15 protein-coding genes are annotated in these 16,047 nt (G+C 66.8%); 12 read left to right on the plus strand and 3 right to left on the minus strand.

From position 1 onward, the window contains the following. Positions 1–38 precede the first annotated feature (38 nt). The gene (locus ACM1PE_RS20415; protein ID WP_419340789.1) at positions 39–1,073 is read left to right on the plus strand and encodes a deacylase; all 1,035 of its coding nucleotides are present in this window, start codon (positions 39–41) and stop codon (positions 1,071–1,073) included. Between the two features lie 25 nt (positions 1,074–1,098). Then, the gene (locus tag ACM1PE_RS20420) at positions 1,099–2,187 is read left to right on the plus strand and encodes a LacI family DNA-binding transcriptional regulator (protein WP_059379550.1); all 1,089 of its coding nucleotides are present in this window, start codon (positions 1,099–1,101) and stop codon (positions 2,185–2,187) included. A 31-nt stretch (positions 2,188–2,218) separates the two neighbouring features. Here the strand turns inward: ACM1PE_RS20420 and ACM1PE_RS20425 are convergent, their stop codons facing one another. Next, on the minus strand, positions 2,219–3,037 hold the full coding sequence (locus tag ACM1PE_RS20425; RefSeq protein ID WP_059379551.1) for a 2-keto-4-pentenoate hydratase: 819 nt from the start codon (positions 3,035–3,037) through the stop codon (positions 2,219–2,221). Positions 3,038–3,144: 107 nt separating this feature from the next. Between ACM1PE_RS20425 and ACM1PE_RS20430 the strand changes: the two genes are divergently transcribed. From ACM1PE_RS20430 to ycaC, 3 genes are all read left to right on the plus strand, one after another. After that, complete coding sequence (locus ACM1PE_RS20430) at positions 3,145–4,092, plus strand: LysR substrate-binding domain-containing protein (protein WP_419340790.1); 948 nt, start codon at positions 3,145–3,147, stop codon at positions 4,090–4,092. Positions 4,093–4,207: 115 nt separating this feature from the next. Further along, positions 4,208–4,885, plus strand: a complete 678-nt coding sequence (locus ACM1PE_RS20435) for a hydrolase (protein WP_054457838.1) — start codon at positions 4,208–4,210, stop codon at positions 4,883–4,885. Between the two features lie 58 nt (positions 4,886–4,943). Further along, complete coding sequence (gene ycaC, locus ACM1PE_RS20440) at positions 4,944–5,570, plus strand: isochorismate family cysteine hydrolase YcaC (RefSeq protein ID WP_118933728.1); 627 nt, start codon at positions 4,944–4,946, stop codon at positions 5,568–5,570. A gap of 79 nt (positions 5,571–5,649) precedes the next feature. Here ycaC and ACM1PE_RS20445 read toward each other — a convergent pair whose 3' ends face one another. After that, the gene (locus tag ACM1PE_RS20445) at positions 5,650–6,798 is read right to left on the minus strand and encodes a sterol desaturase family protein (RefSeq protein WP_419340791.1); all 1,149 of its coding nucleotides are present in this window, start codon (positions 6,796–6,798) and stop codon (positions 5,650–5,652) included. 256 nt (positions 6,799–7,054) lie between these two features. Here ACM1PE_RS20445 and ACM1PE_RS20450 point away from each other — a divergent pair, with 256 nt between their 5' ends. Then, positions 7,055–7,279 carry a YdcH family protein gene (locus tag ACM1PE_RS20450; RefSeq protein WP_013395499.1) on the plus strand — a complete coding sequence of 75 codons (225 nt, stop codon included), beginning with the start codon at positions 7,055–7,057 and terminating at the stop codon, positions 7,277–7,279. A gap of 167 nt (positions 7,280–7,446) precedes the next feature. On the opposite strand, the gene ACM1PE_RS20455 is transcribed toward ACM1PE_RS20450, so the two are convergent. After that, positions 7,447–8,370: a LysR substrate-binding domain-containing protein gene (locus ACM1PE_RS20455; protein WP_059379555.1), complete on the minus strand. Its 924-nt coding sequence runs from the start codon at positions 8,368–8,370 to the stop codon at positions 7,447–7,449. A 248-nt stretch (positions 8,371–8,618) separates the two neighbouring features. On the opposite strand from ACM1PE_RS20455, the gene ACM1PE_RS20460 reads away from it, so the two are divergent. Genes ACM1PE_RS20460 through ACM1PE_RS20485 form a run of 6 tightly spaced genes read left to right on the plus strand, consistent with a single transcriptional unit; the run spans position 8,619 to position 15,978 of the window. Further along, entirely contained in the window at positions 8,619–9,593 is a 975-nt protein-coding gene (locus tag ACM1PE_RS20460) for an ABC transporter permease (RefSeq protein WP_059379556.1), read from the plus strand. 11 nt (positions 9,594–9,604) lie between these two features. Further along, entirely contained in the window at positions 9,605–10,489 is an 885-nt protein-coding gene (locus ACM1PE_RS20465) for an ABC transporter permease (RefSeq protein WP_223283369.1), read from the plus strand. 8 nt (positions 10,490–10,497) lie between these two features. Next, positions 10,498–11,481, plus strand: a complete 984-nt coding sequence (locus ACM1PE_RS20470) for an ABC transporter ATP-binding protein (protein WP_059379558.1) — start codon at positions 10,498–10,500, stop codon at positions 11,479–11,481. After that, positions 11,478–12,500 carry an ABC transporter ATP-binding protein gene (locus tag ACM1PE_RS20475; RefSeq protein WP_419340792.1) on the plus strand — a complete coding sequence of 341 codons (1,023 nt, stop codon included), beginning with the start codon at positions 11,478–11,480 and terminating at the stop codon, positions 12,498–12,500. The genes ACM1PE_RS20470 and ACM1PE_RS20475 overlap by 4 nt, the downstream gene beginning before the upstream one ends. Continuing rightward, complete coding sequence (locus ACM1PE_RS20480) at positions 12,497–14,101, plus strand: ABC transporter substrate-binding protein (protein WP_118933725.1); 1,605 nt, start codon at positions 12,497–12,499, stop codon at positions 14,099–14,101. Before ACM1PE_RS20475 ends, ACM1PE_RS20480 begins: the two co-directional genes overlap by 4 nt. Further along, complete coding sequence (locus ACM1PE_RS20485; RefSeq protein ID WP_419340793.1) at positions 14,098–15,978, plus strand: CocE/NonD family hydrolase; 1,881 nt, start codon at positions 14,098–14,100, stop codon at positions 15,976–15,978. The genes ACM1PE_RS20480 and ACM1PE_RS20485 overlap by 4 nt, the downstream gene beginning before the upstream one ends. Positions 15,979–16,047: the final 69 nt, after the last annotated feature.

Genomic DNA, 16,047 nt, shown 5'->3' on the forward strand with positions numbered 1-16,047 from the left:
TCTTCGCGCCGCCTCGCGCGGCGCTGTTGTATCTCCCCATGCATACCGGCCTGTTTCACGACATAGATTTCGATGCCGACGGCAAGGCGCTCAGTTTCCTGGGCACCCCCTACTCGGTGGACCGTTCGCCTTACTACCAGATCAAGACGCCCATCTGCCGCATCCGCAACGGCAGCGGCCCGCGCGTGCTGCTCATGGCGGGCAACCATGGCGACGAATACGAAGGCGAAGTCGCCCTGGGCCGGCTGATCCGCCGCCTGGATCCCGCCCGCATGCGCGGCGAAGTCACCATCCTGCCGCTCGCCAACCTGCCTGCTGTGATGGCGGCGCGGCGGCGCTCGCCGCTGGATAACGGCAACCTCAACCGCGCCTTCCCGGGCGTGCCCGGCGGCACCCCGACCGAGCGCCTGGCGCACTTCCTCGAACACGAACTGTTCCCGCGCCACGACGTGGTGTTCGACATCCATTCCGGCGGCACCTCGATGGCGCACCTGCCCACCGCCCTGATCGAGCGCCAGGACTCGCCCGAGCGCATGGCGCGCGCGCTGGACCTGATGGGCTCGCTAGGCATGGGCCACGCCTTCGTCGCCGCCAATGGCCGCGATGCGCCCACCTCCATGGCGGCGGCCGCGCGCGCCGGCGCGATCGGCATCAGCGGCGAGTTCGGCGGCGGCGGCACGCTGACGCCCGCCACACTGGCCGCGACCCAGCGCGCCATCGACAACCTGCTGCAGAAGCTGGGCGTGACCGACGCGCCCGTGCTCGGCCCGCACCAGCCCGGCGCGCCCGCCATGCAGCTGCTGGAACTGGACAGCCACGAACAGAACATCTTCGCCACCCGGCGCGGCTGGTTCGAGCCGGCGGTGGACATCGGAGCCAGCGTGCGCGCGGGCGACGTCGCGGGCTACTACCATGACCTCAACCAGCTGGACGCGGAAGAGGAAGTCCTGCGCTTCCGGGTATCGGGTATCGTGATTTCGCGGCGGCTGCATACCGACTGCGAATCCGGCGACAGCCTGATCCAGGTTGCGCGTCCCGTCGGCCAGGCTGATATCCTGACGCCTGCCGCCTGATCCCGGAACAATCAAAAGAAACCGCATGACCCACCGGCCCGCGCCTCCTTCCGCCCCCACCTACGACGACGTGCTGCGCGTGCGTCCCGAGGGCGCCGCCGCGCCCGCGCGCGCGGCCGCCCCCGCCAAGCCGCCGCGCATCGAGGAAGTGGCCAGGCTGGCGGGCGTATCGCCCATCACGGTGTCGCGGGCCTTGCGCCAGCCCGAGAAAGTGGCTCAGGAAAAGCGCGACCGCATCCTGCAGGTGGTGGCGCAGACCGGCTATGCCTCGAATCCGCACGCGCGCGCCCTGCGTTCCGGGCAGTCCAGCGTGGTGGCGGCGTTCGTCTCCAACATCCTCAGCCAGCAGTTCGCGCTGGCCGTGCAGGGCTGCGCCGAAGTGCTGGAGCCGCAGGGCTATCAATTGATGGTCGGGCAGACCTCGTATTCCTACGCCAAGGAAACCAGCATGATCGCGTCGCTGCGCGCCTTGCGGCCCGCGGCGGTGCTGTTCACCGGCGTTATCGAGCTCGAGGAAAACCGCCAGTCGCTGCGCGAGCTGGGCATCCCCATCATGGAGACCTGGGCCTATCCGCGCGACCCGATCGATATGCTGGTGGGCTTTTCCAACTATGACGGCGGCGTCATGGCCGCGCGCCATCTGGCCGAACGCGGCTATCGCCGCGTCGCCTTCGTGGCGCGCCAAGGCGGCCGCGGCGAACTGCGGCGCCAGGGTTTCAATGCCGCCGCTGCCGAACTGGGCCTGCAGGTGGTGGCGGAACTGGCCGTGGACAATGCGCAAACCATCGCCGACGGACGCGCGGCCCTGGGCCGGTTGCTCGCCATGGGCCAGGCCTTCGACGCCGTGTTCTGCGCCAACGACCTGCTGGCGGTGGGCGCGCTGTTCGAGGCGCGCGACCGCAAGCTGGCGATTCCGCGCGACATCGCCATCCTGGGTTTCGGCGATACCGACATCGCCCGCGAAATCGAGCCCGGCCTGAGCACCATCGGCGTGGACAGCCGCAAGCTGGGCGCCCGCGCTGGAGAACTGCTGCTGCAACGCCTGAATGGCGGCGCGCCCGCCGCGCGCCAGGAAGTGTTCCCGCTGACCTTGAACCAGCGCGCCAGCGCCTAGCGTCCCCTGCGCGTCGGCAACCGGCGCGGGCTCACTCGTCGAACACGATGCGCAGGCCCGGCAAGCCGATGCCGTCGAGCCTGGTGCTCCAGGTTTCGCCCGCGTGCACCGGATAGGCCTTGGTCAACGTGCCGGTCGTGACCAGTTCGCCCGCCTGGATCGCCTCGTCGGCCGGGCGTTCCCCGACCACCTCCAGCAGATGGGCCAGCGCCGCCAGCGGACTGCCCAGCACGTTGGCGCCGGTACCGGTTTCACGGCGGATGCCGTTGCAGGACAGCTCCACCCGGAAGTCCGCCAGCCGTTCGATCAGGCCCGGGCCGAGCTCGGCCGGCTCCATCAGCGGCCCGATGTACAGCGCGCCATGCAAGGCGTTGTCCGCCACGGTATCGGCGGCCTGGAACTGCCAGGCGGGGTAGTGCGACTGCACCAGTTCGAACCCATGGGCGATCCAATCCACGCATTCCAATATGGCGGCCGGCTCCCGCGTGCGCGGCGGTGCACAATGGAAATGCAGCACGATCTCGGGTTCGATGCGCGGCTCGACATAGCGGCCCAAGCGGCAATGGACTTCGCCGGTGTCGTCATAGACCGCGCTGTGTTCATAGACGCGCCCCCACACCGGAAATTCCACGCCCAGCGCCGCCCACATCGCGGCGTTGGTGAAACCTATCTTGCGGCCGACCAGCAGCGCGCCTTCGGCCAGCCGCGCCTGATGGATGCGAGCGGCCACGTCATAGGCGGCATCGAGGTCGAAGCGCGGACGCCGTGCCGTGACCGGCGCAATGTAAGAGGCATGGTCCTGCGCCGCCTTGATTTCGCGGGCAAGCGCCGCGAGGTCGGAAGCTGGCATGGTGGCTCCTGAGGGTACGCTCAAATGTAAAAGAAAACCTGCCCGCACGGCGCCGCAGCCGTTATATGCTCCCCTTGACGTCCTATTTTCAGAACAGCGGGGAAGCAATGCATGACTTGAATGACCTCTATTACTTCGTCCAGGTCGTCAAGAACGGCGGCTTCGCACCCGCAGGGCGAGCGCTGGGCATACCAAAATCCCGCCTGAGCCGGCGCATTGCGCTGCTGGAAGACCGGCTGGGCGTGCGGCTCATCCAGCGTTCCACGCGCAGCTTCGCCGTGACCGAATTGGGTCAGGAATATTACGAGCAATGCCTGTCGATGCTGGCAGGCGCGGAAGCCGCCCAGGAAGTCATCGACCGCACCCGCGCCGAACCTGCCGGCACCATACGCTTGAGCGCGCCGCCTGCGCTGATCTACTACTTCCTGGGCGACCTGGTGGCCCGCTTCATGGTCCGCTGCCCCAAGGTCCACGTTTACCTGAAGAGCTTCAGCCGCCCCGTCGACGTGCTGCGCGAGGGCTTCGATATCGCCGTGCGCGTGCGCTTCGGCCCCATCGAGAGCAGCGACCTCATCATGAAACCGCTGGGCATGAGCTGCCAGTGCCTGGTGGCCAGTCCAGCGCTGGCGCGCAGCATCAAGCTGCCTGCGGATCCGCAAGCCCTGAACGAACTGCCCACGCTGGCCTTGGGCACGGAACAGCGCGAATCCCATTGGCGGCTGGACGGGCCGGACGGCGCGCGCATCGTCGTGCCGTTCACGCCGCGGCTGGTGACGGATGACATGCTGGCGCTGAAGCAGGCCGCCTTGCGCGGCGTGGGCGTGGTCGCCCTGCCCCTGCTGATGATCCGCGAGGAACTGGACGCGGGCACCCTGGTGGACGTAGGCGCCCCCTGGCAGCCGGAAGCCGGCAGTGTGCACGCTGTCTTCCCGTCGCGCCGCGGCCTGCTGCCCGGCGTGCGCGAGCTGCTGGACTTCCTCAGTTCGGAGTACCAGGAAGTGGCCAGGCGCGAACACGACACGCAGGTGCGCCACAAGGTGCCCACCCTGAAGTAGCTGCGGGCGCGCTCGCAGCGTCCGACGAGTGGGACGCAGAAACCCATTTCTCCCGCCTACCCAGCGGCGGGCGTTGCTCCTAGCATGGTTAGCCCCACGTCAACAGGAGCACACCATGAGCGTCCCCGCCAACTTCAATGGCCAGCGCCCCGTCATCGATCCCAACGATGCGGTCATGTTGCTGATCGACCATCAAAGCGGCCTGTTCCAGACGGTTGCCGACATGCCGATGACCGAGCTGCGCTCGCTCGCCGGCGCGCTGGCTTCCATGGCCACCCTGGCGAAGCTGCCTGTCATCACCACGGCCTCAGTGCCGCAGGGCCCCAACGGCCCGCTGATTCCCGAAATTCATGAAAACGCCCCGCACGCGAAATATGTCGCGCGCAAGGGCGAAATCAATGCCTGGGACAATCCTGAATTCGTTGCCGCGGTCAAGGCGACCGGCCGCAAGACCCTGATCATTGCCGGCACCATCACCAGCGTCTGCATGGCGTTCCCCGCCATCAGCGCGGTGGCCGAGGGCTACAAGGTCTTCGTGGTGGTCGACGCCTCGGGCACCTACAGCAAAATGGCCCAGGAAATCACCCTGGCGCGCGTGGTCCAGGCCGGCGTCGTGCCCATGGACACGGGCGCCGTCGCGGCCGAGCTGCAAAAGACCTGGCACCGCGAAGACGCGGCCAAGTGGGCCGAGGTCTACACCAAGATCTTCCCGCCCTACCAGTTGCTGATCGAAAGCTACAACCGGGCCCAGGAAGTCATCAAGAAGGGCGAACAGCTCGACTCGCAACGTTGAGTCCGCCCGGATGTTCCCCGCGCGCCGCAGGGCGCGCAATTCCCTCATGGAGTACGCAATGACCAAGCCCTATGTGAAACTCGACAAGACCCAGGCCGCGGTGCTGCTGGTCGACCACCAGGTGGGCCTGCTGTCCCTGGTCCGGGACTTCCAGCCCGACCAGTTCAAGAACAACGTCCTGGCGCTGGCCGACCTGGCCGACTATTTCAAGCTGCCCACCATCCTGACCACCAGCTTCGAAGACGGCCCCAACGGCCCGCTGGTACAGGAACTGAAGGACAAATTCCCCAAGGCGCCCTACATCGCCCGCCCGGGCAACATCAACGCCTGGGACAACGAAGACTTCGTCAAGGCCGTCAAGGCCACCGGCAAGAAGCAGCTGATCATCGCCGGCGTCGTCACCGAGGTCTGCGTGGCCTTCCCGGCGCTGTCGGCCCTGGAGGAAGGCTTTGAGGTGTTTGTCGTGACCGACGCGTCCGGCACCTTCAACGAGGTGACCCGCAATGCCGCCTGGAGCCGCATGGAACAGGCCGGCGCGCAGCTGATGAGCTGGTTCGGCGTGGCCTGCGAGTTGCACCGCGACTGGCGCAACGACATCGAAGGCCTGGGGACGCTGTTCTCCAACCACATTCCCGACTACCGCAACCTGATGGCGGCCTACTCCACCGTCAAGGGCAGCAGGTAAGGTCCCCGCCGGCCGCGCCCAGGCGCGTGACCGGCTGGCGCGGACTTCCACGGCGGCGCGCACCGGGCGCGCCGCCGTTTCATTTCTTGCGGGCGAACGGGTAGGCCTGCTGCGCCAGGAACGTGCCTGGCATGTCGTTGTCCAGGATGCCGTAGTTCTCGGGCAGGCGCTTGCTCACGCCGCGCACCGCCGTGCCGAACGCGTAATCGATGAACGAGAAGTGGGCGGCGTAGTTGCGGTCGATGGCCTCGGTATCCGAGGAGTGGTGCCAATGGTGGAAGTCCGGCGTCACGATGATGTAGCGCAGCCAGCCCCAGGGCAGCCTCACGTTGGAATGGATCAGCACCGCCTGGAAGCCGACGATGATGATGTAGGCGTCCAGCACCGGCTTGGAAAAGCCCAGCGCGAACAGCACGCCCAGCACCGCGACCCGCGTGATCAGCAATTCGACGATGTGCAGCCGCGAACCGGCCAGCCAGTCCAGGGTGCGGGTGCTGTGGTGCACCGCATGGATGCGCCACAGGAACGGCACCTCGTGATAGGCGCGATGCGCCGCGTACTGCACCAGGTCAGCCACCAGCACGGCCAGGAACAGCTCCACCAGGTAAGGCAACGACACGATGGCCTGTTGCAGCGGCTCGTAGGCCGCCCAGGAAAACAGCCGGTGCACGAAAAAGTTGATGCACAGCAGCACCGCCCCCACCGACAGGTGGTTGAACAGGAAGTGCTTCATGTCCACCTGCCATTCGCCGCGGAACACCGGCTGGCCCGGGTACAGCGGGAACAGCTTCTCGAAAATGATGAAGACGGTGCTGGAAGCCAGCAGGTCCAGGATGAACCAGTCCAGGCCCAGGTAGGGATGGTGGCCGGTGTTGGACGTGGTCACCACCACGTTGCTGCCGCCGCCGGCCACCGCGCCGCACACCAGCACGAAAGCGGCGATGTTCAGCCAGCGCTGCCGGCCCAGCACGGTGTTGGCTAGCGCGATGGTGCCCGAAATCAACAGCGCGGTGAACAGCAGGCCCCGCATCACGTCCACGTTGTAGAAGCTGCGCAGCTCCGGCGTGGTCAGGTAGGCGGGGAAGTGAAACGCCAGGACGCCCAGGACCGCCAGGATCGCCAGGAACAGCGCGATCACGCCGCTCATCATGCCCGTACCCGGGTGGATCCTCCCGTCCTGCTTGAAAAGCTGTAAGACCTGGCGAAGGATGGACGCGCGCTGATTCATTTCAAATTTATGGCAGACCACGGGGAAGCGAGTTTATCGCCGGGGACGGATCTCAATGTAATAAAACGTGATCAGGCGCGACAGAATGGCGTCCCTGCCCCCACTTTGCGCGGTATCAATTCTCAGACGGAAGGCATGCACCCGGATGGTTGACAAGGGCGCGGGGTTGGCGTGTCATGGAATCGAAAGCTTTATGGATCATCAGGTTCCCCGGTTTCCCGCAGTGCCCATCAACCGGTTCTTTAAAGAGGCCCCTATGTTCCCTGAATACCGCCACCTCATTACCCAACTGAAATCCGAAAACGCGCATTTCTCCGCGCTGTTCCAGCGTCACAATGACCTGGACCAGGAAATCAAGAACATGGAGGCCGGTATCCAGCCGGCGTCGGGCAACGAGGTCGAAGTGCTCAAGAAGGAAAAACTGCACCTGAAGGACAAGCTGTACGGCATCCTGCGCGCTGCCGACCAGGGCGGCAGCTGAACTGTTCCACACCGGCGTCAATCCCGCCCCCTTGACGACCGCCGCGTACTTCGCCATTTCTGTCCGGAAGTACGCGACCGTCTGCTCTGGCGGCATCAGGACGATCCTGTTGTTCTGAGCCGCCATCGCCAGCCACACCTCTGGCGAGTTGACTGCGCCCCGCCCGGCTAGGGCTCCACCAGCGTAAAGGCGTCGCTGCCCGCCATGCGCGACATCTCGTCGATAATGCGGCGCGACAATTCCAGCACCAGCGGGCTGCGCGGCTCGCCCGCAATCGTGACCATGCCCAGGCTGTAGCCGATGCGCGGCGCAAAGGGCTTGCAGATCACGCCCATGTCCTGGCACAGGCGCGCGAACAGGCCGTTGACCACCGACACGCCGATGCCGCGCGCCACCAAGCGGCAGGCCATTTCCACCGCATGCACTTCGGCGCGGATCTGCGGCACCATGCCGCCCTGGCGGAACACCTGGTCGATCTGCTGGCGCAAGAGGCGCTGGCGTCCCAGCAGCACCATGTCGACGCCGATGAGATCGCCCGGCCCGACCTCGGACAAGGCTTCCAGCGCATGGCCCGGCGGCACGATGCACACGGCATCCGTGTCCAGGCGCGCCACCGTTTCCAGCCCCGAATTAAGGGTTGGCGAACGCACCAGCGCCAGATCGGCCTCGCGCCCCAGCACCGCGGCCTCGCTGGTTTCGTAGGTGCCGACCAGCACTTCCAGCGCCACATCGGGATGATCGTTCAGAAAGGACTCGGCCACGGCCGGCATGACGGTCTGCGCAACCGAACTGGGCAATTGCACGCGCATCAGCGTGCGCCGCAGTCCGCCCAGGCGCAGCTGGTTGACGTGGCGTTGCAGTGAATTGGCATCGAGGATCATGTTCTGCACATCCGGCAGCAAGGCTTCGGCCTCGCTGCTCGGATGCAGGCGCCCCTTGCGCCGCAGGAACAACGGCAGCCCCAGATCGGACTCGAACTGGCTGAGCAGGCGGCTGACCGCTGGCTGTGACGTTCCCAGCCGCTGCGCGGCCTCTATGGTCGATCCGGTGGTCATGAAGGCCACGAAGGCCTCTAGCTGCTTGAAATTCATTGTTGTCGCGGGCGCGCCGGCGGCGACGCGTTGCCCAATACCTAGGGTTAGCACCAAATTTGGCGAAATTCACATAGACGCATGCCGGCCCGGCATACGGTTGCCAAGGCCCCATGTTGATTGGAACATGCCGGCAACCGCGGATTCTGCCCATACACGAATCCGCAATCAATCCGTATTAGCGCCGAATCGCAAGGAGCCAAAATGCGCGCTGCTGTCCCACGCCCCTCCTGTCGCCGCGCCGCGCCATGACCGCGTTCATTATCCGCCGGCTCTGCCAAAGCGTCGTGATCCTGGCCTTGACGTCGCTCATCGTGTTCGCCGGCGTCTATGCCATCGGCGACCCCATCGAAATCCTGGTGCCGGCCGACGCCTCGCAAGCAGAAATCGCCCAGGCCGTGGCGTCGCTGGGCCTGGATCTGCCGCTCTATCAGCAGTACCTGAAATTCGTCGGCAACGCGCTGCATGGAGACCTGGGCACGTCCTTCGTCTACAACCAGCCCGCCATCCAGCTGATCCTGCAACGGCTGCCCGCCACGCTGGAACTGGCCTTCGTCGCCCTGCTGCTGGCCCTGGCCATCGGCCTGCCGCTGGGCCTGGTCGCGGGCCTGAAGCCTGACTCGGCGCTGGACCGCGGCATCATGACCGGCTCCATCCTGGGCTTTTCGCTGCCCAACTTCTGGCAGGGCATCATGCTGGTGCTGATCTTCTCGGTGACGCTGGGTTGGCTGCCATCCACCGGGCGCGGTCCCACCGGCGAACTGCTGGGCATCCAGACAAGCCTGGCATCCTGGGACGGCATCCGCCACCTGATCCTGCCAGCGCTGAATCTGGCGTTGTTCAAGATCGCTCTCATCGTGCGCCTGACGCGCAGCGGCGTGCGCGAGACCATGCCGCTGGACTACGTGAAATTCGCGCGCGCCAAGGGCCTGCGCGAATCGCGCGTGATCTACATGCACGTGCTGAAGAACATCATGATCCCCATCGTGACCGTCGTCGGCATGGAGTTCGGCTCGATGATCGCGTTCGCCACGGTCACCGAGACCATCTTCGCCTGGCCGGGCGTGGGCAAGCTCATCATCGACAGCATCATGAAGCTGGACCGCCCCGTCGTGGTCGCCTATCTGCTCATCGTGGTGACCATGTTCATCCTGCTCAATCTGCTGGTGGACATCATCTACTCCGTCCTCGATCCCCGTGTCCGCGTGGGGGCCGCCGAATGAAATCCGCCGTCATGAAACTCAACCGCGAAACCACGCTGGGCCAGGCCCTGTACGGCGTGCTCGACAGCCGCGCCGCCAGCATCGCGGCCGCGATCCTCGGCGTGCTGGTCCTGGCCGCGCTGTTCGCCAGCTGGATCGCGCCGCAAAACCCCTACGACCTCGCCGCCATCACCATCCTGGACGGCCGCCTGCCGCCTGGCAGCGTCGGCGTCTACGGCGACACCTACTGGCTGGGCACCGACGCGCAGGGGCGCGACATGCTGTCGGCCATGATGTACGGCTTGCGCACCAGCCTGGGCGTGGGCGTGCTCAGCGGCCTGTTCGCCATGGTGGTCGGCACGGTGCTGGGGCTGGCCGCCGCCTACTTCGGCGGCCGCGTGGACACCCTGATCATGCGTCTGGTCGACCTGATGCTGGGCTTTCCCACCATCCTGGTCGCGCTCATGATGCTGGCGATCCTGGGACAGGGCCTGGACAAGGTCATCTTCGCCCTGGTGGTGGTGCAGTGGGCCTACTTCGCGCGGGCGGTGCGCGCCACCGCCGTGGTCGAACGGCGCAAGGAATACATGGAGGCCGCGCTCTGCCTGGGCCTGAGCCACCGGCGCGCGCTCTTCAGCCAGTTGCTGCCCAACTGCGTACCGCCGGTCATCGTGATCGCCATGATCCAGACTGCCAACGCCATCGCGGCCGAGGCTACGCTCAGCTTCCTCGGCATCGGCCTGCCCGTCACCGAGCCCTCGCTGGGCCTGCTGATCGCCAACGGCTACCAGCAGATGCTGGCCGGCCTGTACTGGATCAGCGTCTATCCGGGCGTCCTGCTGCTGACGGTGGTCTTCACCATGAACATCGTGGGCGATCGCATCCGCGAAGCGCTCAATCCCCGCCTGCAGAAATAGGAAGTCCCATGAATCCGGCAATCCCCACGCTTTCCGTCAGGAACCTGCGCACCTGGTTCCACACCCGAGCGGGTGTGGTGCGCGCGGTCGATGACGTGAGCTTCGACGTCCACCCGGGCGAGATCCTGGGCCTGGTCGGCGAGTCCGGTTCGGGCAAGTCCATCACGGGCTTCTCCGTGCTGGGCCTCATCGACCCGCCAGGACGCATCGACGGCGGCCAGATCCTGTTCAAGGGCCGCGACCTGGCCACGCTGTCGGCCGAGGAACTGCGCGAACTGCGCGGCAACCGCATCGCCATGGTGTTCCAGGACCCCATGATGACCCTGAATCCGGTGTTCCGCATCGAAACCCAGATGGTCGAAACGGTGCAGGCGCACGAGCGCTGCAGCCGCAAGGCCGCCTGGGCCCGCGCCCGCGACACGCTGGCCGCGGTCGGCATCCCCGCGCCCGAAGAACGCCTGAAGGCCTACCCGCACCAGCTCTCCGGCGGCATGCGCCAGCGCGTGGCGATCGCCATCGCCATGCTGCACAAGCCCGACCTCATCATCGCCGACGAGCCGACCACCGCGCTGGACGTAACCATCCAGGCGCAGATCCTGGCCGAGATGCAGAAGCTCTGCGCCGAAACCGGCACCGCCATGGTCTGGGTCAGCCACGACCTGGCCGTGGTCGCCGGCCTGGCTGACCGCGTCTGCGTGATGTATGCGGGCCGGGTGGTGGAGTCCGGCCCCACCGCAGACATTCTCGACCATCCCCGCCATCCCTACACCGTCGGCCTCATCGGCTCGGTGCCCAGCAACGACCAGGGCGGCGCGCGCCTCTATCAGATTCCCGGCATGGCGCCCTCGCCGCTCGCGCTGCCGCAAGGCTGTGCCTTCTCCCCGCGCTGCGCGCACGCCACGCTGCGTTGCCGCGAAGAACAGCCGCAGATCACGGCCGGGCAGGAACGCACGCTGCGCTGCTTTCATCCCCAGACAGGAGCCCTCTCTTGAACACGCCCATCCTGATGCAGGCCCAGCAGGTATCGCGCCTGTTCGTGAAGCGCCCCGACTACGCCGAAAGACTGGCCGGGCTGCTGGGCGCGCGCGTGGCGTCGCACACCGTGCACGCGGTGGACGGCGTGGACCTGGCCATCCATGAAGGCGAAGTGGTGGGCCTGGTCGGCGAGTCCGGCTGCGGAAAATCCACGCTGGGCCGCGTGCTGGCCGGCATCCTGCCGCCCACCTCCGGCACCCTGCTGACGCCGGCCGGCGAGCTGTCCTCCCTGACGGGGCAGGCCGCGCATGCCCAGCGCATGTCCACGCAGATGATCTTCCAGGACCCGATGTCCTCGCTGAATCCGCGCAAGCGCGTGCGCGACATCATCGGCGAAGCGCCGCTGGCCCACGGCATCGTGGCGCGCGCCGACTACGACGACTACGTGGTCGAGGTCATGCGGCAGGTGGGCCTGAACCCGGATTTCCGCAATCGCTTTCCGCACCAGTTCTCCGGAGGCCAGCGCCAGCGCGTGGGCATCGGCCGCGCGCTGGCGGTCAAGCCGCGCTTTCTCATCTGCGACGAATCCATCGCCGCGCTCGACGTCTCGATCCAGGCCCAGATCCTGAATCTCTTCATGGACCTGCGCGAGACGCTGGGACTGACCTATCTCTTCATCAGCCACGACCTGGGCGTCGTGCAGCGCATCAGCGGCCGCACCGTCATCATGTATCTGGGCCGCATCGTCGAATCCGGCCCCACCGCCGAGATCTTCAAGACGCCGCTGCATCCCTACACCCAGGCCCTGCTGGAAGAGGTTCCGCGGCTGACCAACCGCAAGCGGCGCTTTCACGCCATCAAGGGCGAAATCCCCTCGCCGCTGAACCCGCCGCCCGGCTGCCATTTCCATCCGCGCTGCCCCCACGCCATGGCGCGCTGCAAGACCGAGCAGCCCGTGCTGCTGGAGCAGGGCAATGGCCGCCGCGCCGCCTGTCATCTGCTGGATGCGCCAGCACTAGGAACGATCCGCCCATGAAAGCCGCAAGCCTCAAATCCTCCCTGCTGCGCAGCGGCCTGCAGGCCCTGCTCGCCGCTGCGCTGCTGGCGGCGGCCGCGGGCGCCTACGCCCGCCCGCTGCTGACCATCGGCCACTCCAGCGAGCCCTCGTCCATGGACCCGCTGTTCTCGCGCACGGGCAACAACCAGGCCGCGGCTGAAAACATCTTCGAGCGCCTGGTATCGACCGACGAGAACATGCAGATCCGCCCCGGCCTGGCGGTGTCGTGGAAGGCGCTGGAGCCGACGCTCTGGGAAATCCAGCTGCGCCCCGGCGTACGCTTTCATGACGGTACGCCGTTCACGGCCGACGACGTGGTGTTTTCGCTGCAGCGTGCGCCCAAGGTGCCGAACAGTCCCGCGCCCTTCACCGGCGCGGTGCGCTCCATCGCCGGCATCGAGGTCGTGGACCCGCTGACGCTGCGCATCCGCAGCAAGCAACCCACCCCCGACCTGATGGAGCAGATCGGCCTGGTCTACATCCTGTCGCGCCGCGCGGCCGAAGGGCGCAGCTCGGAAGACTTCAATGCCGGCCTGGCCGCCATCGGCACCGGCCCCTACAAGTACAAGCGCTGGCAACCGGGCGACAGCCTGGAACTGGAGCGCAACGAGCAGTATTGGGGCAAGCGGCCGGATTTCGACCGCGTCGTGATCCGCTATATTTCCAACGACGCCGCGCGCCTGGCCGCCTTGCTGTCGGGTTCGGTCGACCTGATCGACAGCGTGCCACCCACCGACACGAAGAAGCTGCGGAGCCGGCCCGGCTATGTCCTGTACCAGTCCGCCTCGGCCCGCCTGATCTACCTGGCGCTGGACTCGGCGCGCGACAAGAGTCCGTACGTCACCGACGCCCAGGGCAAGCCCATGGACGCCAACCCGCTGAAGGACCTGCGGGTGCGCCGCGCCATCTCCATGATGTTCATGCGCGAGCCCATCACCGACCGCCTGCTCAGCGGCGCCGGCGCGCCCGCGGGCCAGATGGTGCCTGAAGGACTCGGCGGCTACTCGCCCGCGCTGGCGCCGCCCGCCTATGACCCGGAAGGCGCGCGCAAGCTGCTGGCCGAGGCCGGCTACCCCAAGGGCTTCGGCCTGACCGTGCATTCCTCCAACGACCGCTTCGCTAGCGACGGCGACCTGGCGCAGGCGCTGGCGCAGATGATGGCGCGCGCCGGCCTGCGCATCAACGGCGTGGTCACCCAGCCCTACAACGTCTATGCCGGCGCCAGCAGCAAGCAGCAGTACAGCGCCTTCATCTTCTCGTACGGCAACAGCACCAGCGATTCGTCCAATGGATTGACCAACGTGCTGGCCACCTATGACAAGGCCGCCGGCACGGGCGCCTTCAACCGCGCGCGCTACTCCAACCCCGAAGTGGACCGCCTGCTGGCGCGCGCTGCCACCGAATTCGACAAGAACGCCCGCAACCAGCTGCTGCGCGAAGCCGCCGAGGCCGCCTTCAACGACGTGGGCATCGTGCCGCTTTATTTCCCGGTGGTCTTCTGGGCCGCCCGCGACGGCATCGTCGTGCGCGCCAACAAGCTGGAACGGACCTCCATGGTCTACATACAGGAAGCAAAATGAGCCCCTCCCGCCCCCTCGCGGACCTGCCCAACCAGAAAGTGCGCATGCGCGACGGCGTGCTGCTGGCCACCGACGTGTACTTCCCCCCGGGCTACCTGCCCGGCACGAGCGCGCCCCTGCCCGTAATTCTTGAGCGCACGCCCTACGGCAAGGCCGATATCTCCCGTTCCGAGCAGATCGACGGCGTGCAAGGCCAGCCGCGCCCCGGCATCGCGCGCTATTTCGCGCAGCACGGCTTCGCCGTCGTGTTCCAGGACTGCCGCGGCCGCTACGATTCCGAGGGCCAGTTCACCAAGTACCTGTCCGAAGGGCCGGACGGCTACGACACGATGGCGTGGATCACCGCCCAGCCCTGGTGCAACGGCAAGGTGGGCACCATGGGCCTTTCCTATGGCGCGCACACGCAGATGGCGCTGGCCTGCATGAACCCGCCGGGCCTGGCCTGCATGGTGCTGGATTCCGGCGGCTTTTCCAACGGCTACCAGTGCGGCATCCGCCAATCCGGCGCCTTCGAGCTAAAGCAGGCGACCTGGGCCTACAAGCAGGCCAAGCTCAGCCCGGCCGCCCAGGAAGACCCGGTGGTGCTCGCCGCGCTCGAAGCCCAGGACATCCGCCAGTGGTTCGCGCGCATGCCCTGGCGCCCAGGCCATTCGCCGCTGTCGGCCGTGCCGGAGTATGAAGACTATCTGTTCGAGCAATGGCGCGCCGAGTCCTTCGACGAATCCTGGCGCCAGCTGGGCATCTATGCCCAGGGCTACTATGACGCCATCCCCGACATTCCGGTGGTGCTGATGTCCAGCTGGTACGACGCCTACGTGCGCACCACCATGGAGAACTTCGAGGGGCTGGGCGCCGGCAGAAACGCGCCGCTACGGCTCATCATGGGCCCCTGGCTGCATGGCGACCGCAACATCACGCATAGCGGCGACGCCGAGTTCGGATCGGCAGCGGCGTTCGACGGCCACATCGCCCGCAACTGGCTGGAGTTCCGCCTGTCCTGGTTCCGCCGCTGGCTGCAGCAGGACGCCAGCCCCGCCGCTTGCGACCCGGTCGCCCGCCTGTTCCTGATGGGCGGCGGCAGCGGCCGGCGCGATGCGGCGGGCCGCTTCGAGCACGGCGGCCAGTGGGTGCAGGCCGAGACCTGGCCGGTGCCGCAGGCCCGCGCCACGCCCTACTTCCTGCATGCGGACGGCAGCTTGCGGCTGGAACCGCCGCAAGCCGCGCACGCCAGCATCCGCTACCAGGCCGATCCGCGGCGTCCCGTGCCCACCATCGGCGGCGCGCTCACGTCCGGCCAGCCGGTGTTCGTGGGCGGCGGCTTCGACCAGCGCGAGGATGCCCGCTTCTTCGGCATCGAGCAGGCTGGCCTGCCGCTGGCCTCGCGCGATGACGTCGTCGTGTTCCAGACCGACCCGCTGGAGCAGGATCTGGCCGTCGTCGGCCCGGTCACGGTCAAGCTCAGCATCTCATCCGATTGCCCCGACACCGACTTCACCGCCAAGCTCATCGACGTCTATCCCGCCAACCCCGACTATCCCGAAGGCTATGCCCTGAACCTGACCGACGGCATCTTTCGCTGCCGCTTCCATGAGTCCTGGGAGAAACCGGCGGCGCTGGTGCCTGGCAAGGTCTATGAAATCAAGATCGAACCCTTCGCCACCTGCAATCTGTTCAAGCGGGGGCACCGGATCCGCCTGGACATATCCAGCAGCAACTTTCCCAAGTACGACGTCAATCCCAATAGCGGGGAAACGGCGGCCGATGCCCGCGAGAAGCGCATCGCCCTCAACGCCCTGCATCTGTCCTCGGTCCATGGTTGCAGCCTCACGCTGCACATCGCCGATCCGCAAGCGCTGACGCCCTTGCCGGCGCCCTGACCCGGCCACCCGTGTTTTACCCCCTGCCATCCGCGCACCGCGCGGGCGGCAGAGGTCGTTCGTCCATCC

Origin of the sequence: Achromobacter sp. PD1, from assembly GCF_048541815.1 — a bacterium.
Taxonomy (GTDB): Bacteria; Pseudomonadota; Gammaproteobacteria; order Burkholderiales; family Burkholderiaceae_B; genus Achromobacter; species Achromobacter bronchisepticus_A.